The sequence below is a fragment of the Hominiventricola filiformis genome (assembly GCF_020686965.1).
GTDB classification, from domain to species: domain Bacteria; phylum Bacillota; class Clostridia; order Lachnospirales; family Lachnospiraceae; genus Hominiventricola; species Hominiventricola filiformis.
The window spans coordinates 11,787-33,172 of record NZ_JAJEPS010000015.1; the positions used below are offsets into that span (position 1 = coordinate 11,787).

A 21,386-nucleotide genomic window follows, 5' to 3' on the forward strand; every position below is an offset into this window, starting at 1 on the left:
CGTTAAATACTTCCCATTAGTATATGTAAAAAAAGCTCCAATGTGCATCTGCACATCAGAGCTTTTCTGTCATTCACGCCGGGTGAATCTCATCCTGTTTAGTCTTCAAACTGACTGTTATAAAGTTTTGCATAGAAACCATTCTGTGCCAGCAGTGTTTTATGATTTCCCTGTTCTACGATTTGTCCATCACGCATAACAAGGATCACATCTGCCTCACGAATCGTAGACAAACGATGCGCTACGATGAAACTGGTATGACCTTCCATGAGTTTTGCAAAGGCATTCTGAATCTTCATCTCTGTTCTGGTATCAATGGAAGACGTTGCTTCATCCAGAATCAACATGGTCGGGTGACAGAGCATCAGTCTTGTAATACACAGAAGCTGCTTCTGACCCTGGGAAAGTCCGCCGCCATCCTCACCGATGAAGGTATCATATCCTTTCGGCAGACGTTTAATAAAACTGTGGGCATGGCTTAATTTTGCCGCTTCCACAATCTCCTCATCTGTTGCATCTGGTTTTCCAATGAGCAGGTTCTCTTTTACCGTACCGGAACGAAGCCAGGTATCCTGCAGCACCATTCCATAAACCGCACGGAGACTGTTTCTGGTGAGCATCCGGATATCCGTACCTTCCACCTGAATGCTTCCGTCATCCACATCATAGAACCGCATCAGAAGATTAATGAGCGTTGTCTTACCACAGCCAGTCGGACCAACGATTGCCACACGCTCACCCGGTTTCACCGTCAGATTCAGATTCTCGATTAATTTCTGATCCGGGCGGTATGCAAATCTTACATTTTGAAGACATACATTTCCTTCTACGTCCGTCAGAACCTTCACATCTTCCGGTTCCGGTGTCTGTGGTTCCTCCTCAATGAGTTCAAAGACGCGGCCCGCACAGGCGATAGCATTCTGAAGCTCGGTAATCACACCGGAAATCTCATTGAAGGGCTTGGTATACTGGTTTGCATAGCTCAGGAAACAGGTCAGCTGTCCGACAGACATTCTGCCGTTCACGGCTGCCAGGGCTCCCGTAATTCCCACACCCGTGTATACAAGGCTGTTTACAAAACGGGTAGACGGGTTGGTGATAGAGGAAAAGAAAATCGCCCGCAGGGAATATTTCTGAAGACGGCCGTTGATTTCATCAAACCGGGCACTCGCTTCCTGCTCATGACCAAAGGCCTGAACTACCTTCTGGTTGCCAATCATCTCGTCGATCAGTGCGGTCTGCTCACCTCTTGTCTCGGACTGCTTCCGGAACATATCAAAGGTATGCTTTGCAATGAAGGAAGCAACCAGCCAGGAAATCGGTGTTACCAGCAGAACCACGAAGGTGATTCCTACGTTGACGCTGAGCATGAATCCGATGGTTCCAAGAATCGTAATCACACCGGTAAACAACTGGGTAAATCCCATGAGCAGACCATCTGCAAACTGATCTACATCCGCAATAATACGGCTTACGATCTCTCCGCTTGACTTCCGGTCAATATATTTCAGGGGCAGGATTTCCAGTTTGGCAAATGCCTCATTCCGGATATCCCGTACAATCTGATAGGTCAGTTTATTGTTGCAGATATTCATGCCCCACTGTGCCAGCGCTGTCACACCAATGACCATTGCCATTTGCTTCAATACGGCAAAGACACCTGCCCAATCCACATGTCCTTTGCCCACAATACAGTCTACCGCATCTCCGGTGAGCAGCGGAATATACAGGGTAGATGCTACGGTAATCGCTGCCAGAAGAATGGAAATCGCCAGGTAAGACCAGTAGCGTCTCATATAGCGGAGCACCTTTTTCAGGACTTCTGTCTGTTCAGAATTCATTTTCTTACTCATGAACGCTCACCCCTTCCTCTGCTGCCGCCATCTTTCCTTCTTCTTTCTCAAACTGGGAATAGTAAATTTCCTGATATACCTCACAGTTGTTCAGAAGTTCCTGGTGGGTTCCAATTCCTGCCACTTTACCATCATCCAGCACGATGATCTTATCTGCATGACGGATGGAAGACGTTCTCTGGGATACGATAAAGACGATCGGCTGCCCCTCCATCTCACGGATGGATTTCCGGAGTGCCGCATCTGTTGCAAAGTCAAGGGCAGATGCACTGTCGTCCAGAATCAGGATGCCCGGTTTTCTGACCAAAGCACGGGCAATGGTAAGCCTTTGTCTCTGGCCGCCGGATAAGTTCTTTCCGCCCTGATCGACCCGCGCCTGAAGCTGTCCGTCCCGTTCTTCCACAAAATCTTTTGCCTGGGCAACCGAAAGAGCCTGCCACATTTCTTCTTCCGTGGCATCTTCTTTACCCCAGCGGAGATTGTCTGCGATAGTTCCATTGAAAAGCACTGCTTTCTGGGGTACCACGCCTACCATATGGCGCAGGGATTCTTTGTCATAATTTTTGACATCCTCGCCGTTGATCCGGACAGCTCCTGCCGTGGCATCGTAGAATCTCGGAATCAGATTTATCAGACTGGATTTTCCGGAACCGGTGCCGCCGATAACGCCGATGGTCTCCCCTGCATGTACGGTAAAATCAATATCCGTCAGAGATTCCGTTCCCGCCTCCGCATAGGTCAGTCCCACATGATCAAACTGCAGGGAGGTAATGGTGTTTTTTATCTCTCTGGTTCCGTTCTTCATACTGCACGGAATTTCGAAGATACTCTGGATCCGGTTTCCACAGGCTACTGCTTTGGTTACGGTGATAATCAGGTTTGCCAGTTTTACCAGCTCTACCAGAATCTGATTCATGTAGTTCACCAGTGCAACCACCTGACCCTGTGTCAGAATACCTGCATCTACCCGGACAGCTCCCGTGTAGAGAAGTACAATGACAGCGCCATTTACAATAATGTAGGTTACCGGATTCATAAGACCGGAGATACGGCCTACAAATTTCTGCAGATCCGTCAGATGCTCATTCTCCTGACGGAAATGTTTCTGCTCCTGCTCTTCCATCCGGAATGCACGGATGACACGGACACCGGTCAGATTTTCTCTGGTCAGACCCAGTACCTGGTCAAGTGCACCCTGCACTCTCCGATACATGGGCATGGTCCAAAGCATAATTCCAAAGACTACAATGGACAGAAGCGGAATCGTAATGACAAATACCAGTGCCGCTTTCACATCTACCGTAAATGCCATCACCATGGCACCAAATACGATAAACGGGGAACGAAGGAACAGACGAAGCACCAGATTGATGCCGGACTGGACCTGATTGATGTCACTGGTCATACGGGTCATCAGTGTAGAGGTACCGATCTTGTCCATCTCCGTATAAGAGAGGCTCTGGATATGTCCGAACAGCTCTTTTCTCAATACTGTGGAAAATCCTGTCGCCGCCTTTGCTGCAAAGTACTGGGCCGTAATAGAGCAGGTCAGGCCGATCACACCCAGGGCAACGAGAATGAGGCACATTCTCACAATATAACCCCTGTCGCTTCCGCCGATACCCACATCGATGACGGCTGCCATAACCAGAGGCACGAAAAGCTCAAAGAGCGCTTCCAGCATTTTAAAAAGCGGTGCCAGAACCGTCTCCTTTTCATACCCCTTCAGGTAAATAAGAAGTTTTTTCATGATGGTTCTCCCTTGTTCAGAAACCGTTCAGGTTTCCGTATTTCCTTGACATTATAGCACAGCATATTCTATATTAAAATTATTCATTTTGTATATTTTCTATATATATTTCATATGGTTTATAAAGGAGTCATTGATGGATTTAAAACAGTTATCTTATTTTGTGACAGTGATTCAGGAAGGAACCATCTCCGGCGCTGCCCGGAAACTTCACCTGACCCAGCCGCCTTTAAGCGCCCAAATGAAACTTCTGGAGGAGGAAGCCGGATGCCTGCTCTTTGAACGGGGTTCCCGGCATGTGCAGCTCACCGCCGCCGGACAGATGCTCTACGGCCGTGCCGTTAAAATGCTGGAACTGGCTGATATTACTGCGCGGGAATTAAAAGATTACCGGGATGGAACTGCCGGATGCCTCCGACTGGGAGTAGTTTCCTCAGTAGGAAGCACCTATCTCATCCATGCGGTACAGGATTTTCAGAAACAGTATCCCCACATTGATTTTGAATTAACCGAGGGAAATACTTATCAGCTTCTGGAACAGTTGTCTTCCGGCCTCATTGAACTGGCATTGGTCCGCACCCCGTTTTCCAAACAGGGGCTGACCTCTGTTCCGCTGATTGAAGAACCGCTTCTGGCAGTCGGCAGCAAACGTTATTTTCAAAATAAAAATTCCATTACCCTGTCCGATCTCTCCGGCCTGCCATTGATCCTGTACCGGCGATGGGAACCAATTCTTCTGGAATCTTTTCGGGAAGCCGGACTGGTTCCCCATGTTTTCTGTAAAAATGACGATGCCAGAACTTCCGTCATCTGGGCTGATGCCGGACTTGGAATCTCCATTCTCCCGGCTTCCGCTTTCGGACTGGTGAAAAACCCGGACACTGTAAGCCGCCAGATCTCCGATCTTCCACTAACTTCCAGCATCTGTCTGGTGCGAAGCCAGGATACCTGGATTTCCACAGCTGCCCGCGCCTTTTTAAACTGTCTCTCGGAAACTTACGATCACCCGTTTACTTAAAACAACGAAAGGAGCTGATGCCTTTGGCAGCTATTCAGACAAATCTACTTGAAAAACTTAACGAAGCATTAAAAGCCGTCCTTCCCATTATGGGAATCGTACTTCTTTTAAGTTTTACCATCGCGCCCCTTCCCTCCGGTATTCTGCTGCTGTTTCTCTTTGGCGGAATCCTACTGATTCTCGGCATGATGTTCTTTAATCTCGGTGCAGAACTGTCCATGACGCCCATGGGCGAAAAAGTCGGCAAGAAAATGGCGGGAAGCATGCATCTGGGACTGGTACTGTTTCTTTGTTTTCTCCTCGGTTTTATTATCACCATCTCAGAGCCTGACCTGCAGGTACTTGCCGGACAGGTTCCCTCCATTCCGAATCTGACGCTGATCCTTGCCGTGGCAGGCGGCGTCGGGCTGTTTCTGATGATTGCCGCCCTCCGAATGCTTTTTTCCATGGCACTTGCTCCGCTGCTCATCGTCTTCTATCTGTTTGTGTTTACCCTGGCTTCCTTTGTTCCCGGAGATTTTCTTGCTGTCGCCTTTGATTCCGGCGGCGTGACGACCGGCCCCATGACCGTTCCATTTATCATGGCTCTGGGTATTGGTTTTTCTGCCATCCGAAGCGATAAGCATGCAGAAAACGACAGTTTTGGACTGGTAGCCCTCTGTTCTGTAGGTCCTATACTGGCAGTTCTCATTCTGGGTCTTATTTTCAGAACTTCCGACAGCTCCTATACCGCTGCTGTTATACCGGAAATCCAGAATTCCAGAGATCTGTGGATCTGCTTCAGGGATGGATTTCCGGAATATATAAAAGAAATTGCCCTCTCTCTTCTGCCCATTACCCTCTTTTTCTTCCTGTTTCAGATCTTTTCCCTGAGACTGAAGAAACGGACCTTGAAAAAAATTGTGATCGGCATTCTCTACACATATATTGGTCTTGTACTATTCATGACCGGCGTTAATGTAGGATTTATGCCAGCCGGGAATTATCTGGGGCAGCAGATTGCCGGACTTTCCTGCAACTGGATTCTTATCCCTATCGGTATGGTGATCGGATATTTTATCGTAAAAGCAGAACCGGCCGTCTATGTCCTGATGGATCAGGTGGAAGAACTTACTTCCGGTGCTATTTCCGGCCAGGCCATGGGAATGTCTCTGTCTCTTGGTGTGGCAGCATCTGTTGGAATTGCCATGCTCCGTGTACTGACCGGCATCTCCATTTTATGGTTTCTCATTCCGGGATACGCCATCGCCCTCTGCCTGTCCTTCTTTGTGCCGAAGATCTTCACGGCCATCGCATTTGACTCCGGCGGAGTTGCTTCCGGTCCCATGACCGCTACTTTCCTGCTTCCCTTTGCTATGGGAGCCTGCGATGCTCTCGGCGGAAATATCGTCAGTGATGCCTTCGGCATTGTTGCCATGGTGGCCATGACTCCACTCATCACCATACAGATACTGGGAACCATTTACCGCTTCCGCTCCGGCACCTCCGGTTCTTTTATCCCGGTACCTGCTGTCTCCTATCTGGATCAATTTGCAGATGATGACATTATCGAACTGTAATCATATTACTTTATAAAAAGGAGCCGCTTATGAATCAGATCTTTCTCATGGGTCTCATTGCCAACCGGGGACTTCGGAAAAAATACCTGGCATTTTTTGAGGAACACCATATTACAGTTGTATTATCTACTATGGCTGCAGGTACTGCTTCCAATACGATTCTGGATGCCCTCGGTCTGGAAGCCACAGAAAAGACCGTCTATTTTGCCCTGCTCACCAGGGATACATGGAAATCTTTGAAAAAAGAATTATATGAAAAAATGAATATCGCTGTTCCGGGAAGAGGGATTGCATTTCTGATTCCTCTGTCCAGTATTGGCGGAAGAAAAACCCTGCAGTATCTCACTGCGGGACAGACAATGGAGATTGAGGAGGAAAGTACGTTGCAGAACACGGATTATGAACTTTTGGTAACCATTGCAAATGGGGGACATATTGAGACTATTATGGATGCGGCCAGAAGCGCCAATGCGCCCGGCGGGACCGTCATCCATGCAAAAGGAACCGGTGCCGAACATGCAAAACGTTTCCTTGGCATCTCCCTTGCGGAAGAAAAAGAAATGATTTTTATCGTAGTGAAAACAAGCCAGAAACAGGCGATTATGAAATCTATCATGGAAAGGGCCGGCATTGGTTCCCCGGCAGGAGGCATTGTCTTCTCCCTGCCGGTCACCAGCACTGCAGGTCTTCGGCTTCTCGAAGAAACGGAACTGTAATTTTTCAGATTGCTTCTTCGTAATTGCGGTACAGGCGCATGGACAGGAATCCTTTTCCATCCAGCACCTGTCCGTAATGCACAATTTCTTCGGCAGCCGGACGAACGGTATGCTCCATCCGCTCCTTCAAAAATACATTACTCTCACGGCAGGCAGGATTTTTTCTTCCATCCATAATCAGTCCGCCGAGCTCTTTATCCTGTCCGATCACATGAAACAAAAATCTCATAAGCTTCCGTTTTAACTTATTTCTGCACACAAACAGACGAAGCGTCTGACGAAACAGACGGATGCAGATGTGAATCTGTACGGGCGACACGTCATCGTACATCCGGGAAATTTCCCTGCAGGTATCACGCAGGCTGAAAAGATGTCTGATCGGAACATAAAAAAGAGGATTCTTTCCATCTTTTTCCATAAGATACCGGTCAAAATCTGTCTCAATCTCCAGATGCCCCAGATCCTTTTCTTCCATATACAAATCAATGTAGGGATGACATTCACTGTCCAGCATAAAATGGCAGAGATAACCATAAAGATATGCCCTTAGTATCGGATCAGGATTCTTCTGATACTGTTTCACACCGTATTCAAAAAAATCTGCGGCAATACTTTTGTGAAGTTTCACTCCTTCCTGATTAATACGGTTCTTGCAGACCGGGAAATAGTAAAACAGAAGATCCGGTCCGTGAAGACCTAGAAGAAAGGCGTATTTCCCTTCTCTGATCATCTCCTGTTCCTGCTTCGGAAGTGTTTTGTATACTTTCTTTCCAAAATAATAATGTGCATATGCTGCCGGCATATTACCAGCCTCCTTCTCCAATGTCTGTACTTTGTCATTTGCAGTATAACACAATTCTTTCTTACTGCATATGATGAAGTGTAAATAGTTTTATGGAGGTTCTCTTCATGGGTGACTTAAGTTCGAGAAACGGATGCGGATGCGGCGGCAGCTGCGGATGTGGATGCGGCGGTAATGGCGGAGGGATCTTTGGAGGCGGCAGCTGCTGCAGCTGGATCTGGATTCTTCTTCTGTTAAGCTGCTGCTGTGGAAACGGCAACGGAATCTTCGGCGGTAGCTGTGGATGCGATAATGGCTGCGGATGCGGCAGCAATGACAACAGTTGTCTGTGGATCATCATCCTTCTCTGCTGCTGCGGAGGCTGGGGAAATAACAACTGTGGATGCGGTTGTGGAAACGGCTGTGGATGTAATTCCTGCGGATGCTGAAAGCTTTAAAGGGCAGACATTTCCTGAGCAGGGGACGTCAGTCTAGCTGACGCCTCCGGTTCTCTGTCCAAAAGTCCCGGCTCTGGAAACGCATGATTTCCGGTGTCCGTTCATATATTGAAGAAAGAAGCAGGAGGCAATCTTATTATGACTTCATTGGATGAAGCGGTGCTTCCCAGAGAACTGCAGATGCTCAAAGCTTTCCTGCCCTTTCTTCCTGCTCCTGCCCAGAAAATGCTTGCCATCTACATCAAATGGACAGAGCTTCAGAATACCATTGCCTATTTTAATCAGCATCCACCTGTCCAGAAATCGCTGGATGAAGGAAATCTGATGGAGTTTATGAAAGGAATTGTTCCACCGGAGGAACAGGCGCAGATGGAACAGTTTGCCGATATGTTTGAACATATGGATTTGTATCAGGAAATGTTTGAAGGATTTGCCCCAAAGGAAGGTGACACATGAATATTCCAAATTGGTTTTACGATGAGCGGGTTCAGAAAATTGCCCCGGAAAAGCTGACACTGCTTCTGAGGCTGGCTGAACAGCTGGAAGGAAAGACAAGCCAGAAAGAGATCATGCCGGTCGTCATGGGCGCCATCACTTCTGCCAACCGCAGAAATCTGATGTTTTCCAAAGAAGAATTTGAACTGATCTTTATGATTATGAAAGAGGGAAAATCTGAAGCAGAAAAGGCTCAGATGGATGATATGCTGAACCGTGCTCAGCGGCTCTTTTCCGCACAGTCAAAAAAAGGCAGGTAGCACATGCTCCTGCCTTTTTCATTTTCAATTATTCTTTTGTATGAGTATTAATAAATTGAAGCTTGGTCTTGGAATACAGAATTTTCTGGCTGTGGTACAATCCATAATATCCCGACTCCAGATAGCTGATTCCTACCGTCAGCAGAATGAATGGCATAAAATCGAATCCAAATAATTCAAAACTTAAGAGCATGGATGAAATCGGACAATTGGTCACACCGCAGAAAACTGCCGCCATACCGCAGGCTGCTGCCATGGACGGTGACAGACCGGTCAGCTGTCCGAACAGACATCCGAACGTAGCTCCCACAAACAGAGTTGGTACAATCTCGCCGCCACGGAAACCGCATCCCAGTGTAACCGCTGTAAATACGATCTTCAATAAAAATGCAGCTGCTTCTGTCTCTCCATCCAGAGCACGTTCAACGACATTCATTCCTGTTCCCAGATAATCCGTTGTATTCAGAAGCTTTGCCATAACAATCACCAGAAGTGCTCCTGCCACAATTCTGACCCATTCATTTGGAATCATCTCTTTATACCAATGCTCTGTCCGATGTAATACCGTACAGAAAAGGATACTTACACCTCCACACAAGAATCCAAGTAAAACCGTCAATACCGCGGTCTTCAGATTAAACACCGGAATATTTAAAATATCAAACTGCTCACTTCCCGCACCTACCATCAGCGCAACCTGGTGTGCAATCAGTGAAGCCATTGCGCAGGGAACCAGTGCTGCATACTGCATAATTCCTACACTGATCACTTCCATAGCAAAGATCGTCGCTGTCAGCGGTGTACCGAACAATGCAGAAAATCCGGCACTCATACCGCACATAATCATAAGTTTATGGTCGTACTCGTCAAATTTCATCCATTTACCTAAGGTTCCGCCAATGCTTCCGCCCAGCTGCAGTGCTGCTCCTTCGCGTCCTGCAGAACCTCCGCAGGCATGAGTCAGAACTGTTGCAATCACAATAAGCGGAGCCATCCGAAGAGGTACATACGTATCAGACTGGACGCCTTCCAGCACCTTGTTCGTTCCAGTCTTATAAGGATCCAGTTTATAGATGGCTACGATCAGAAGTCCCGCTGCCGGCAGCAGATACAGCATCCACGGATGCCCGTTTCGGAATGCCGTCACTTCTGTAATACTTCTTCCAAACAGTCCTCCAAAGATTCCCAGAATAACTCCTGTCGGTCCTGCCACCAGCACCCACCGAATCAGCAGACTGCACCTTCCAAAACATTTTTGTATCAGTTCTTTCATATCCAGTATTTCATCCTTTCTGTATCCTGCCACATAAAAAGAGAGTCTGCAGCAGACTGACATCTCCCTCTTATGCCAGTCTGCTGCACAGCTCTCCTTTTTGTCTTCACTTATAGAATAATATTACACCTCTGCCGCTCTCGCTGCAACCTCTTTTTCCTGTACATCGGACGGTGCCTGCTCATAACGTGCAAACTCATAAGAATATGTGCCGCTTCCGCCGGTCATGGAACGAAGATCGGTAGAATATCCGAACAGTTCCATCATTGGAACATCTGCGACCACTTCTGTCTTACCCGCACCTGCCGGATTCATACCCAGTACACGACCTCTTCTCTTATTGAGATCGCCCATAACATCTCCCGTATATTTGTCCGGAACCAGTACAGTCAGAGTCTCGATCGGCTCAAGAAGAATCGGGGATGCCTCCATAAATCCTTTTTTAAACGCCTGAATTGCAGCGGTCTTGAATGCCATCTCAGAAGAATCTACCGGATGGTAGGATCCGTCATAGAGAACCGCCTTTACACCTACAACCGGATATCCTGCCAGAGGTCCTTTCTGTACAGATTCCTGTACGCCTTTCTCTACTGCCGGGAAGTAGTTTTTCGGAACTGCTCCTCCTACAACAATCTGATCAAATATATAGGAAGTATCCAGATCACCGGACGGTTCGAAGGTCATCTTTACATGACCATACTGTCCGTGTCCACCAGACTGTTTCTTATATTTGTATTCCACATCTGCTTTCTTGCGGATCGTCTCGCGGAAAGCCACCTTCGGTTTTGCCAGCTCCACATCGACTTTATATTTTTCTGCAAGAATACTTACGATTACAGAGAGATGCTGATCACCCATGCCATAGAGAAGAGTCTGACGGTTCTCAGAATCATTGACGGATTTCACCGTCAGGTCTTCATCCATGATCTTGGCAAGTGCCTGGGAAATCTTATCTTCATCACCTTTGTTCTTTGCTTTATATGCCATATAGGTATATGGTTTGGAAATATCTGTCTTACCATACATCACCGGAGTTGCCTTCGTGGAAAGAGTATCACCGGTCTTGCAGCCCGCTTTTCCGATGGCACCGATATCACCCGCATGGAGTTCGGAAACCTCTTCCGGTTTATTGCCCCTCATAATATAGAGCTTGCTCAGTTTTTCCTCTGTCTCTGCTGCTGCATTATACAGAGTATCATCGGATTTGATAACACCGGAGCAAACCTTGATCAGCGAATATTTTCCGATAAACGGATCTGCGATCGTCTTAAATACATAAGCAGATTTTGCTTTTGCGAAATTATAATCTGCCTGGAAAATCTCATTGGTCTTCATATTGATACCGGCACAGGAAACCTTATCCGGTGACGGAAGCAGCTCCACGATATCATTTAACAGGTTATGGATATTACGAAGCTCCACACTGGAACCCATAGATACCGGAATAATCGTTCCATCATCTACATTGGTCTTCATAGCTGCGCGGATCTCGCCTACGGAGAACTCCTCTCCGGCGAAATAACGCTCCATAAACTCCTCACTGGTCTCTGCCACTGCGTCCATCATAGCTTCCCGGTAAATATCCAGGTTCGGGCGGCAGTAATCCGGAATCTCACAATCTTCTCTCTTACCGATATCGGTAAATCTTCTGCCTGCCATTTTCATAACATTCACATAACCGACAAATTTCTCATTCTCACGGATCGGCTGATAAAACGGCGCAATTTTCTTTCCATAAAGTTCTGTCAGTTTTTCAACAACTTCACGGAAGGATGCATGATCCACATCCATCTCGGATACGAAGAACATACGGGGCAGCTTATATTTCTCGCAGAGCTCCCATGCCTTCTCGGTTCCGACTTCCACTCCTGCTTTACCAGATACTACGATAATGGCTGCGTCTGCAGCTGCAACTGCTTCTTCCACTTCTCCTATGAAATCAAAGTATCCCGGAGTGTCCAGAATATTGATCTTCACATTATTCCAGATAATCGGTACAACAGAAGTATTGATGGAAAACTTACGTTTGATCTCCTCTTTATCGTAATCACTGATGGTAGTGCCGTCGGTAACTTTACCAAGACGCCCGGTCAGACCGGACACATATGCCATCGCCTCGACCAGACTGGTCTTGCCGCTTCCCCCATGTCCTAAGAGAACCACATTACGGATACTGTCGGTTGTGTAAACGTTCATAGCTTTTTCCTCCGATGCCATTTTGTAATCATGTTAGAATTATACTAAAATATTGCAAAAATATCAAGGTCTTTGTGCGAAATGACTATTTATTTTTTGCCTGTCTGTATTTTTACAGGCAAAAATAAAAACAGCCCCACAGAAATCAGTCTGCAGGGCTGTGAATTTAGCTATATTACCTATTTTACTACAAAGTTTACGACACGATTCGGAACATAGATCTCTTTTACAAAGGTCTTGCCCTCTACCAGGGATGCAATTCTGGGATCAGCTTTTGCAGCAGCAAATACTTCTTCCTTGTCAGCACCAGTCGGAATGACTACGGTACCACGAAGTTTACCGTTGATCTGTACACCGATCTCGGTCTGTGCGTCAACTGTCTTAGCCTCCTCATAGGTCGGCCAGGATGCCAGAGAAAGGAATCCTTCTCCGCCGGTTGCCTCCCACATTTCCTCACACAGATGGGGAGCAAACGGACAAAGCAGTTTGATGAAGGTCTGAAGCTGCTCTTTACTGATCTTTCCGACATTGTATACATCGTTGGTCAGAGTCATCAATGCTGCAATGGCAGTGTTGAACTTCATATCCTCGATATCAGAAGATACCTTCTTGATGGTCTTGTGAAGCGAAGTCTCCAGTTTTTCTGTCTCTTTGTCCTCAGACAGCATATCCGTAAATCCGGCTACACGCTCCAGGAAACGTTTACAGCCTTTTACAGAATTCTCGTTCCACGGAGTAGCTGCACCGTAATCACCCATGAACAGAACATAGGTACGCAGAGTATCTGCACCGTAATCCTCTACAATATCCAGTGGGTCTACGACATTACCCTTGGATTTACTCATCTTATCTCCGTCCGGTCCAAGGATCAGTCCCTGAATAGAACGTTTTGCGTAAGGCTCCGGAGTATTGACAACACCAATGTCATACAGGAAATGATGCCAGAAACGGGAATAAATCACGTGTCTGGTAACATGCTCCATACCACCGTTATACCAGTCAACCGGCATCCAGTATTTCAGTTTTTCCGGATCTGCCAGACACTTGTCGTTGTGCGGATCGATGTAACGCAGGAAATACCAGGAAGATCCTGCCCACTGCGGCATGGTATCTGTCTCTCTTCTTGCATCACGTCCACATTTTGGGCATTTGCATTTTACGAAGGAATCAATCTTAGCCAGCGGAGATTCGCCTTCCACACCCGGCTCAAAATTCTCTACCTTCGGCAGACGAAGAGGCAGCTCTTCATAAGGAACCGGAACAACACCACAGTTATCACAGTGAACGATCGGAATCGGCTCACCCCAATATCTCTGACGGTTGAATGCCCAGTCTTTCATTTTGAACTGTACACCTGCACGGCCAATACCCTGCTTCGTCAGTTCTTCCAGCATCTTCTTGATAGAATCTTTCTTATTCGTATAACCATTCAGGAACTCGGAGTTCACCATCTCACCGTCACCGGTATAGGCTTCTTTCGTGATATCTCCGCCCTTGATAACCTCAATAATATCGATATTAAATGCCTTTGCAAAATCGTAGTCACGCTGGTCATGTGCCGGTACTGCCATGATGGCTCCGGTACCATAACCCATCATTACATAATCTGCAATGAAGATCGGAATTTTCTTACCATTAACCGGATTAACAGCCTCCAGGCCCTCAATCTTCACACCGGTCTTATCTTTTACCAGCTGGGTACGTTCAAATTCTGTTTTCTTCGCGCACTCACTGCGATATGCTTTAATCGCATCCATATTGGAAATGCGGTCCGCATATTTATCAATCAGCGGATGCTCCGGAGCCATAACCATGAAGGTAACACCAAACAGGGTATCCGGTCTGGTGGTATAGATCTCCAGCTGCTCATCAACGCCGTCTACTTTAAAGTCTACAAATGCACCGGTAGATTTACCAATCCAGTTTATCTGCTGCTGTTTTACATTTGCCGGATAATCTACATGATCCAGACCTTCCAGCAGTTTATCTGCATACTCGGTAATTCTTAAGTACCAGACATCTTTGGATTTCTGGATAACTTCGCTGTGGCAGATATCGCAGTGTCCACCCTGGCTGTCCTCATTGGAAAGAACGACTTTACAGGACGGGCAGTAATTTACCAGTGCCTTGCTTCTGAATACCAGACCATGCTCATACATTTTCAGGAAAATCCACTGGGTCCATTTATAATAATCCTCGTCTGTGGTATCAATCACACGGTCCCAGTCAAAAGAGAATCCGACTTTTTTCAGCTGATTGGTGAATTTTGCAATGTTCTCATCCGTGATCACACGCGGATGTTTGCCAGTCTTGATGGCATAGTTCTCGGTCGGGAGTCCGAATGCGTCGAATCCGATGGGGAACAGGACATTATAGCCTTCCATTCTTCTTTTTCTGGAAATTACCTCAAGGCTGGAATATGCCTTAATGTGTCCAACGTGCATACCTGCGCCGCTGGGATACGGGAACTCTACCAGACCATAAAATTTCGGCTTGGAACTTCCGTCCACTGCATTAAAGATCTTGGCTTCATCCCACTTCTGCTGCCATTTGGCTTCTATCTTTCGGAAATTGTGTTTCATTTCATACGTCCTCCTTCTCGATTTCCGACGCTGTTACAAAATAACTATCCGGGATATCCGGTAATTCAGCTTATTTTTAACTCTATAAGTGTAATATACTACCCTTTGTTTGTCAATTTTGATTTTAGAAAAACCTTTCTATTTTCCGGGAACCGTGCTATACTTATAGACATTAACGTGCTAAAGGAGAACAATCATGAAAACTGGTTTTATCGGACTGGGACTCATCGGCGGCTCTATCGCCAGGGCCGTCCGTCATTTTTATCCGGATGCGGAGATTATCGCATATTCCCGTACCCGGGCGTCTGTGGAACAGGCCGTCGCTGACGGTGTGGTAGACCGGATTCCGGATGGAGTCGGGGAGGATTTCGCAGACTGCGATTATATATTCCTGTGCGCCCCGGTTTCCAGCAACGCAAAATATCTGGAACAGTTGAAGCCCCTCATCCACTCTTCCTGCATCATCACAGACGTAGGAAGTACCAAGACAGACATCCACGAAAAAGTTACGGAACTTGGTATGGAAGAAAACTTTATCGGTGGACATCCCATGGCCGGTTCTGAGAAGACAGGCTATGCCAATTCCAAACGAATTCTCATTGAAAATGCCTACTATATGATCACTCCTACCGGGAAAAACCCTGACGGTGCCGTAGACCGCTACCGCAACTTTGTTGCAAGCTTAAAAGCACTTCCGCTGGTTGTTGATTATCGTACCCACGATTATGTGACAGCAGGTATCAGCCATCTGCCCCATATTATTGCTTCATCCTTAGTCAATCTGGTGAAAGATTCCGACACGGAAAACGGACTCATGAAGCTGGTGGCAGCAGGCGGATTTAAAGACATTACGCGTATTGCTTCCTCCTCTCCGGAGATGTGGGAACAGATCTGCATGACCAACCGAAAAAATATTTCATCTATCCTTGGAGATTACATTGTTTCTCTGACCCAAATCCAAAAGGAGTTGGATAACGCGGAACAGGGTTCCATCTACCATCTGTTTGAGACTTCCCGGGATTACCGCAACAGCCTTCCTGCAAAGGGAAGCGGCGCCCTGCAGCCTATCTACGAACTTTACTGCGATATGGTAGATGAGGCCGGTGGAATTGCCACCCTTGCTACCATTCTGGCAAGCAATCAGATCAGCTTGAAAAATATCGGTATTATCCACAGCCGGGAGTTCATTGAAGCTGTACTTCGAATTGAATTTTACGATGAACAGGCCATGGTACAGGCTGCAGATATTTTAAGAAAACATCGCTATGTGATTTACGAAAGGTAATGAATTATGAAATTTACGAAAGCTTCCGCTCCTTTAAAAGGAACGGTTACCATTCCGGGCGACAAAAGCATCTCCCACCGTTCCGTCATGTTTGGTGCGCTGGCAGACGGAACCACAAAAGTCACCAACTTTTTAAGAGGTGCAGACTGCCTCTCTACCATTGCCTGTTTCCGGAAACTGGGCATCGAGATTGAGGAAACACTGGATGAAATCCTTATTCGCGGAAAAGGCATCCACGGACTGACTGCTCCGGATTCCATGCTGGATGTGGGTAACAGCGGTACTACCACCCGCCTGATCTCCGGCATTCTCGCAGGTCAGCCTTTTACTACAGAATTAAACGGTGACGAATCCATCCAGAGCCGTCCCATGAAACGAATCATCGCCCCTCTAAGCCAGATGGGAGCCGATATTGAAAGTATTCGCGGAAACGGCTGTGCACCGCTTCGCATTCGCCAAAGTCAGCTCTACGGCATTCACTATCAATCCAAAGTTGCTTCTGCTCAGGTCAAATCCTGTATCCTGCTGGCAGGTCTCTATGCAGACGGCACTACCAGTGTGACAGAACCCTATCTTTCCCGCAATCACACAGAGATCATGCTGAAGCATTTCGGAGCACAAATCACCAGTAAAGGTACTACGGCCACGATTGTTCCCGGATCAGAACTCCATGGTCAGGAAATCGAGGTACCGGGTGACATTTCCTCTGCCGCTTACTTCATCGCCGCCGGACTGATTGTTCCAGGTTCCGAGATTCTTATTAAAAATGTGGGAATTAACCCGACCAGAGACGGACTTCTTCGGGTATGTAAGGATATGGGAGCCGATATCACACTTCTCAATAAAAATCTTGGAAACGGAGAACCCACAGCAGATCTTCTTGTCCGTGCGGGTTCCCTTCACGGAACTACCGTAGGCGGTGCCGTAATTCCGACTCTTATCGATGAACTTCCGGTAGTCGCTGCTCTTGCCTGCTTTGCCGAGGGAACTACTGTCATTAAAGATGCGCAGGAGCTGAAAGTCAAAGAATCTAACCGTATTGACGTAATGGTACAAAACCTTACCGCCATGGGTGCCCATGTCACCGCTACCGATGATGGCATGATCATCGAAGGCGGACATCCACTCCATGGTGCCGTCATCGACAGTAAGCTTGATCACCGCATTGCCATGACCTTTGCCATCACCGCCCTTGCTTCCGATGGAGAAACCGAGATCACCGGCGCTGACTGTGTAAAAATCAGCTATCCTGGATTTTATGAAGATCTTTCCATGCTGGCAAAATAGAAATCAACGAAAAAAGGAGCTGCTCAGATTCACCTGAGTAACTCCTTTTTTATATTCTCTTTTTATACAGCCAGCGTCTGCAGGAAATCCTCCAGCACCTCATTATGACCAAACAACTTTACATTCAATATCCGATTTAGATCCAGACTCAGAATACCAAGCAACGACTTGGCGTCAATCTCCAGACGGTCATATGCAATATCCACATTAAAATCACAGTCCTGAGTTTTCTTTACAAATGCGCTCACACTTTCCGGTGGCAGTTTAATCTGAATTTCTGTCATGCAAACACACTCCTTTCGGTTTCTTATCTTCTCTTATGCCTTGTTTATTATGGTACATTTTCTCAATAAAGTCAAACCTTCTGGGAGAATCTTGATATATTCTTAACACATATGTTGTAATCTTTTTATATTTTATGCAATTACCTGTAGAAATTTGTTATAAAAAAGTGTACAATAAACCGCAGTATATTGCGAACGAACACAGGAGGAAACTATTGTATGAGCGTTATGATTATCGGAATTGCCGGAGGTACCGGTTCCGGAAAATCAACCTTTACCAACCGTCTGCGGGATGCATTTCCAAATGACGTAGCAGTTGTCTATCACGACAATTACTATCGGAGGCAGGATGATGTACCTTTTGAAGAGCGGAAAAAAGTAAATTATGACCATCCGGCTTCATTGGAGACTGATCTGATGATCAAACATCTGAAAATGCTAAAAAAAGGTCAGGCTGTTGACTGCCCCGTCTACGATTACAGCGCACACAATCGTTCTCAGGAAACTATTCATATTGAGCCGAAAAAGATCATCCTTGCAGAAGGAATTCTCCTTCTGGCAGATCCACTGCTCCGCAGCATGATGGATATTAAAATTTACGTAGAGGCAGATGCTGATGAGCGTATTCTCCGCCGGATCGTGCGGGATGTGAAAGAACGCGGCCGTGATCTTGACAACATTGTAGATCAGTATCTAACCACCGTAAAACCCATGCATTATCTGTATGTAGAGCCAACCCGTGCTCTAGCCGATGTGGTCATCAACAGTGGTATGAATAATGTGGCCTTCGATATTGTCAAATCCAAAATTCAGCTGATGTTAGACGAAAATTAAAAAAGCAGAATTTTACCCCGGAGCTGTTACTTTGCTCCGGGGTATTTTGTTACTCTTTTACTTTATAAACATCGCATCTCCAAATGAGAAGAACCGATATTTCATTTCTACCGCCTCTTTATAAGCAGCCATGATCTTATCTCTTCCTGCCAGTGCAGATACCAGCATCATCAGTGTAGATTCCGGCAGATGGAAATTGGTAATCAGACAATCAATCAGTTTAAATTGATATCCCGGATAAATGAAGATCTCCGTCCAGCCGCTTCCGGCTTTTAAAATTCCATCCTCTCCTGTAGCGGATTCCAGGGTACGGCAGCTGGTAGTGCCCACTGCGATAATCCGCCCACCCTTTGTCTTTGTCTCATTGATCAGTTTCGCCTGATCCTCTTCCACCATATAGAACTCGGAATGCATATGATGCTCTTTGATATTTTCCACCTTTACCGGGCGGAAGGTACCAAGGCCTACATGCAGGGTTACGTGGGCGATATTGACACCCTTGTCCTTAATGGCCTGTAAAAGCTCCGGTGTAAAATGAAGTCCGGCCGTCGGCGCTGCTGCAGAACCATCGTGTTTCGCATAAACCGTCTGATAGCGATTCTTATCCTTCAGCTGATGGGTAATATAGGGTGGAAGCGGCATCTGTCCCAGCTGATCCAGGATTTCTTCAAAGATACCATCATAGGTGAATTTGATCATCCGGTTTCCATCCTCTACAACATCTACTACTTCTCCTACAAGAAGCCCGTCACCGAAGCTGATCTTCGTACCCGGTTTTGCTTTCTTGCCCGGTTTCACCAGTGTTTCCCACACATCATCTGCATTTCGTTTCAGAAGAAGCACTTCGATCTTCGCATCAGTTCCGACCTTGTTTCCGATGAGCCTTGCCGGAATAACCTTTGTATTATTCACCACCAGGCAGTCTCCCGGATTCAGATAATTAATAATCTCCCGGAAAATATGGTGTTCGGTATTTCCGGTCTCTCTGTCCAGTACCAGCAGCCTGGAACTGGAACGGTCTTCCAGTGGATCCTGTGCAATCAGTTCCTGGGGAAGATCATAATAAAAATCATGTAAACTCATATTCTGTTCGTCCAAAATATAATAACCTCCTATAGTTCAATTCCAAACAGTTCCTGTATCTGCTGCCGCATCATCTCCGGACGTTTCTCCACGAAGTCATAGATTACTTCTTTGTTCTGTTCTACATCATCCATGTTCATCGTATACGACTCATCAATACTGTGTTTGTAAGCAAAACTTTCTGCCAGTTCGCTATCGCGTTCCCCACAAAGTTTTTCGACAGCCGCGCGGACTCTGTCTTCCGTAAAATATTCCTTAATACAAAGTTCTATATACTTCGCAAATTTTTCCTGCATATCCGGCCTCTTCATGACAGCTCCAAACAGCGGATTCTGCTCCATCACGGTCTCTATATCCAGCCAGTCTTCCGGTTCTTCATTATAAATATTGAAGCCTGCTTCCATATCATAATAAAGATACCGCCATCTTCCATCCTGTCGTCCGGTTCCATAGACATTGTTCTGGCTGTAATATCGATACAGCTTAATATTGTTCAACGGCCAGTCCCAGTTGGCGATATAGGTCTCAATCGCAAAATACTGAATCATATTATCAATATCAACCAGCTGTTCCAGTTCCGCAAAGGTCTCATCATCGGTCAGGTTTTTTTCTGCGTACTCTGCTACTTTTTGATAATCTTCTTTTCCTCGAATATCTTCTGCTTTTTCATCCGGATCATCAGGAAATTTGTTTGCTCGGAGAGCCACTTTCTGGTAATAATCTCCTTTCTGCATCAGTCCGTAATTTTCTTCCATATAAGTATCATCATAGACTTCCTGCAGCCATTCAAAATTATAGTAACCACCGTTCAGCCATACAGACGCCGGTGCAACAGACTTACTGTCAATGCCTTCGATCTGACTGCACAGAGTCTGAAACAGCTCTTCCCTGAACAGGGTCACACTCTTATCAAAGCCATGAGCCCTTACGACCAGACGCTTATAGGCATCCTGTACCTTCTGATCCGCTCCATGGGTATTATCTGCAAAAAAGGGATAGGCAAATGTATCATTTCCGTAGGCTTTCCTTGCATAGAGTTTAAAGGATTTGTAATAATACTGTCTGCTGGCATGCCCGAAGATCCGCATTCCTGCATCCTGGGCAATGAGGCGCTCTCCATCCGGAGACAGAATCTCCACAAAGGCATCCCGTTCCCAATCTCTGCCCTGCTGGGTAAAGTTTGCAGGCTGTGTCAGTTTTCCGGAAATATATTCCGGGCTGTTCACATACTCATCCCGAATCTTTCCCTCCACCATGATGCCATATTCATAATCATACAGATTGTAAGGATCACTGGTCAGACAAACAATATAGGTACTGAACCGTTCTTTCAATGTCTCCATGCTGTCCGCATAAAAATAAGTTCTTGTAAACAGATCTCCCCATTCTCCGGTACTCTCATCATAAGAACGGGCACGGAGCACGCAGCTTCGCACCTCATCTGTAGCCGTAAAAACAAGGGAATCTTCATAAAATCCGCTTTCAAATCCAGGAATACTGCCGTCCAGCGTGTAGTAAATCGGATAACCGCCCGCATCAGACAGTTTCAACACCAGGTCTCCGGCACAGAAGGAGTCCTCCTGGGAAACGATAATATCATCTGCCTCTTCCATCTTCTGCGCTTCCCCGGGACTTTTGAATGCCACAAACAACAAAACCAGGGCGGCAGCTA

Annotated in this window: 18 protein-coding genes; 9 read left to right on the forward strand and 9 right to left on the reverse strand. The window is 46.5% G+C overall.

The window, feature by feature from the left end:
• Positions 1–98 precede the first annotated feature (98 nt).
• Both LKD36_RS13130 and LKD36_RS13135 read right to left on the reverse strand, forming a co-directional pair.
• A complete protein-coding gene (locus LKD36_RS13130; protein ID WP_308459852.1) occupies positions 99–1,853 on the reverse strand; it encodes an ABC transporter ATP-binding protein in 1,755 nt (584 codons plus the stop codon).
• Positions 1,846–3,603 carry an ABC transporter ATP-binding protein gene (locus LKD36_RS13135; RefSeq protein WP_308459853.1) on the reverse strand — a complete coding sequence of 586 codons (1,758 nt, stop codon included), beginning with the start codon at positions 3,601–3,603 and terminating at the stop codon, positions 1,846–1,848. Before LKD36_RS13135 ends, LKD36_RS13130 begins: the two co-directional genes overlap by 8 nt.
• Positions 3,604–3,739: 136 nt before the next feature.
• Between LKD36_RS13135 and LKD36_RS13140 the strand changes: the two genes are divergently transcribed.
• From LKD36_RS13140 to LKD36_RS13150, 3 genes are read left to right on the forward strand one after another with little or no spacing between them, the layout of a single operon-like run.
• Positions 3,740–4,621 (forward strand): LysR family transcriptional regulator, encoded by an 882-nt coding sequence (locus LKD36_RS13140; RefSeq protein WP_308459854.1) that lies wholly within the window; start codon positions 3,740–3,742, stop codon positions 4,619–4,621.
• 17 nt (positions 4,622–4,638) lie between these two features.
• Positions 4,639–6,180: a DUF1538 domain-containing protein gene (locus tag LKD36_RS13145; protein ID WP_408610929.1), complete on the forward strand. Its 1,542-nt coding sequence runs from the start codon at positions 4,639–4,641 to the stop codon at positions 6,178–6,180.
• 29 nt (positions 6,181–6,209) lie between these two features.
• Complete coding sequence (locus LKD36_RS13150; protein ID WP_118769904.1) at positions 6,210–6,896, forward strand: P-II family nitrogen regulator; 687 nt, start codon at positions 6,210–6,212, stop codon at positions 6,894–6,896.
• Positions 6,897–6,900: 4 nt separating this feature from the next.
• Here LKD36_RS13150 and LKD36_RS13155 read toward each other — a convergent pair whose 3' ends face one another.
• Positions 6,901–7,698 (reverse strand): zinc dependent phospholipase C family protein, encoded by a 798-nt coding sequence (locus LKD36_RS13155; protein WP_118769903.1) that lies wholly within the window; start codon positions 7,696–7,698, stop codon positions 6,901–6,903.
• Positions 7,699–7,805: 107 nt separating this feature from the next.
• On the opposite strand from LKD36_RS13155, the gene LKD36_RS13160 reads away from it, so the two are divergent.
• From LKD36_RS13160 to LKD36_RS13170, 3 genes are all read left to right on the forward strand, one after another.
• Positions 7,806–8,126, forward strand: coding sequence for a chorion class high-cysteine HCB protein 13 (locus tag LKD36_RS13160; RefSeq protein ID WP_118769902.1), 321 nt, complete (start codon positions 7,806–7,808; stop codon positions 8,124–8,126).
• A gap of 147 nt (positions 8,127–8,273) precedes the next feature.
• Positions 8,274–8,591: a hypothetical protein gene (locus LKD36_RS13165; RefSeq protein ID WP_118769901.1), complete on the forward strand. Its 318-nt coding sequence runs from the start codon at positions 8,274–8,276 to the stop codon at positions 8,589–8,591.
• Positions 8,588–8,890 (forward strand): hypothetical protein, encoded by a 303-nt coding sequence (locus LKD36_RS13170; RefSeq protein ID WP_118769900.1) that lies wholly within the window; start codon positions 8,588–8,590, stop codon positions 8,888–8,890. Before LKD36_RS13165 ends, LKD36_RS13170 begins: the two co-directional genes overlap by 4 nt.
• A gap of 28 nt (positions 8,891–8,918) precedes the next feature.
• On the opposite strand, the gene LKD36_RS13175 is transcribed toward LKD36_RS13170, so the two are convergent.
• The 3 genes from LKD36_RS13175 to leuS all read right to left on the reverse strand — a co-directional run bounded on the left by LKD36_RS13175 (position 8,919) and on the right by leuS (position 14,941).
• Positions 8,919–10,163 carry a chloride channel protein gene (locus tag LKD36_RS13175; protein WP_118770103.1) on the reverse strand — a complete coding sequence of 415 codons (1,245 nt, stop codon included), beginning with the start codon at positions 10,161–10,163 and terminating at the stop codon, positions 8,919–8,921.
• A 123-nt stretch (positions 10,164–10,286) separates the two neighbouring features.
• Entirely contained in the window at positions 10,287–12,359 is a 2,073-nt protein-coding gene (locus tag LKD36_RS13180) for an elongation factor G (RefSeq protein ID WP_118769899.1), read from the reverse strand.
• A gap of 179 nt (positions 12,360–12,538) precedes the next feature.
• Positions 12,539–14,941, reverse strand: coding sequence for a leucine--tRNA ligase (leuS, locus tag LKD36_RS13185; RefSeq protein ID WP_118769898.1), 2,403 nt, complete (start codon positions 14,939–14,941; stop codon positions 12,539–12,541).
• A 196-nt stretch (positions 14,942–15,137) separates the two neighbouring features.
• Between leuS and LKD36_RS13190 the strand changes: the two genes are divergently transcribed.
• Positions 15,138–16,226: a prephenate dehydrogenase gene (locus tag LKD36_RS13190; protein WP_118769897.1), complete on the forward strand. Its 1,089-nt coding sequence runs from the start codon at positions 15,138–15,140 to the stop codon at positions 16,224–16,226.
• Between the two features lie 6 nt (positions 16,227–16,232).
• Positions 16,233–17,513: a 3-phosphoshikimate 1-carboxyvinyltransferase gene (gene aroA, locus LKD36_RS13195; protein ID WP_308459855.1), complete on the forward strand. Its 1,281-nt coding sequence runs from the start codon at positions 16,233–16,235 to the stop codon at positions 17,511–17,513.
• A gap of 62 nt (positions 17,514–17,575) precedes the next feature.
• On the opposite strand, the gene LKD36_RS13200 is transcribed toward aroA, so the two are convergent.
• Positions 17,576–17,797, reverse strand: coding sequence for an HPr family phosphocarrier protein (locus LKD36_RS13200; RefSeq protein ID WP_118769895.1), 222 nt, complete (start codon positions 17,795–17,797; stop codon positions 17,576–17,578).
• A 219-nt stretch (positions 17,798–18,016) separates the two neighbouring features.
• Between LKD36_RS13200 and udk the strand changes: the two genes are divergently transcribed.
• Positions 18,017–18,631, forward strand: a complete 615-nt coding sequence (gene udk / locus LKD36_RS13205; RefSeq protein WP_118769894.1) for a uridine kinase — start codon at positions 18,017–18,019, stop codon at positions 18,629–18,631.
• Positions 18,632–18,688: 57 nt separating this feature from the next.
• Here udk and queA read toward each other — a convergent pair whose 3' ends face one another.
• Positions 18,689–19,714 (reverse strand): tRNA preQ1(34) S-adenosylmethionine ribosyltransferase-isomerase QueA, encoded by a 1,026-nt coding sequence (gene queA / locus LKD36_RS13210; RefSeq protein WP_118770102.1) that lies wholly within the window; start codon positions 19,712–19,714, stop codon positions 18,689–18,691.
• Positions 19,715–19,743: 29 nt separating this feature from the next.
• Positions 19,744–21,327, reverse strand: coding sequence for a CotH kinase family protein (locus LKD36_RS13215; protein ID WP_308459856.1), 1,584 nt, complete (start codon positions 21,325–21,327; stop codon positions 19,744–19,746).
• Positions 21,328–21,386 lie beyond the last annotated feature (59 nt).

What these genes read in the sequence shown, in the direction of transcription:
- LKD36_RS13215 (WP_308459856.1), bottom strand. Translation starts at nt 21,327, where the DNA reads ATGGAAGAGGCAGATGATATTATCGTTTCCCAGGAGGACTCCTTCTGT.
- LKD36_RS13135 (WP_308459853.1), bottom strand. Translation starts at nt 3,603, where the DNA reads ATGAAAAAACTTCTTATTTACCTGAAGGGGTATGAAAAGGAGACGGTT.
- LKD36_RS13145 (WP_408610929.1), top strand. Translation starts at nt 4,639, where the DNA reads ATGCCTTTGGCAGCTATTCAGACAAATCTACTTGAAAAACTTAACGAA.
- leuS (WP_118769898.1), bottom strand. Translation starts at nt 14,941, where the DNA reads ATGAAACACAATTTCCGAAAGATAGAAGCCAAATGGCAGCAGAAGTGG.
- udk (WP_118769894.1), top strand. Translation starts at nt 18,017, where the DNA reads ATGAGCGTTATGATTATCGGAATTGCCGGAGGTACCGGTTCCGGAAAA.
- LKD36_RS13170 (WP_118769900.1), top strand. Translation starts at nt 8,588, where the DNA reads ATGAATATTCCAAATTGGTTTTACGATGAGCGGGTTCAGAAAATTGCC.
- LKD36_RS13200 (WP_118769895.1), bottom strand. Translation starts at nt 17,797, where the DNA reads ATGACAGAAATTCAGATTAAACTGCCACCGGAAAGTGTGAGCGCATTT.
- LKD36_RS13175 (WP_118770103.1), bottom strand. Translation starts at nt 10,163, where the DNA reads ATGAAAGAACTGATACAAAAATGTTTTGGAAGGTGCAGTCTGCTGATT.
- LKD36_RS13160 (WP_118769902.1), top strand. Translation starts at nt 7,806, where the DNA reads ATGGGTGACTTAAGTTCGAGAAACGGATGCGGATGCGGCGGCAGCTGC.
- LKD36_RS13140 (WP_308459854.1), top strand. Translation starts at nt 3,740, where the DNA reads ATGGATTTAAAACAGTTATCTTATTTTGTGACAGTGATTCAGGAAGGA.
- LKD36_RS13165 (WP_118769901.1), top strand. Translation starts at nt 8,274, where the DNA reads ATGACTTCATTGGATGAAGCGGTGCTTCCCAGAGAACTGCAGATGCTC.
- LKD36_RS13155 (WP_118769903.1), bottom strand. Translation starts at nt 7,698, where the DNA reads ATGCCGGCAGCATATGCACATTATTATTTTGGAAAGAAAGTATACAAA.
- LKD36_RS13180 (WP_118769899.1), bottom strand. Translation starts at nt 12,359, where the DNA reads ATGAACGTTTACACAACCGACAGTATCCGTAATGTGGTTCTCTTAGGA.
- aroA (WP_308459855.1), top strand. Translation starts at nt 16,233, where the DNA reads ATGAAATTTACGAAAGCTTCCGCTCCTTTAAAAGGAACGGTTACCATT.
- queA (WP_118770102.1), bottom strand. Translation starts at nt 19,714, where the DNA reads ATGAGTTTACATGATTTTTATTATGATCTTCCCCAGGAACTGATTGCA.
- LKD36_RS13150 (WP_118769904.1), top strand. Translation starts at nt 6,210, where the DNA reads ATGAATCAGATCTTTCTCATGGGTCTCATTGCCAACCGGGGACTTCGG.
- LKD36_RS13190 (WP_118769897.1), top strand. Translation starts at nt 15,138, where the DNA reads ATGAAAACTGGTTTTATCGGACTGGGACTCATCGGCGGCTCTATCGCC.
- LKD36_RS13130 (WP_308459852.1), bottom strand. Translation starts at nt 1,853, where the DNA reads ATGAGTAAGAAAATGAATTCTGAACAGACAGAAGTCCTGAAAAAGGTG.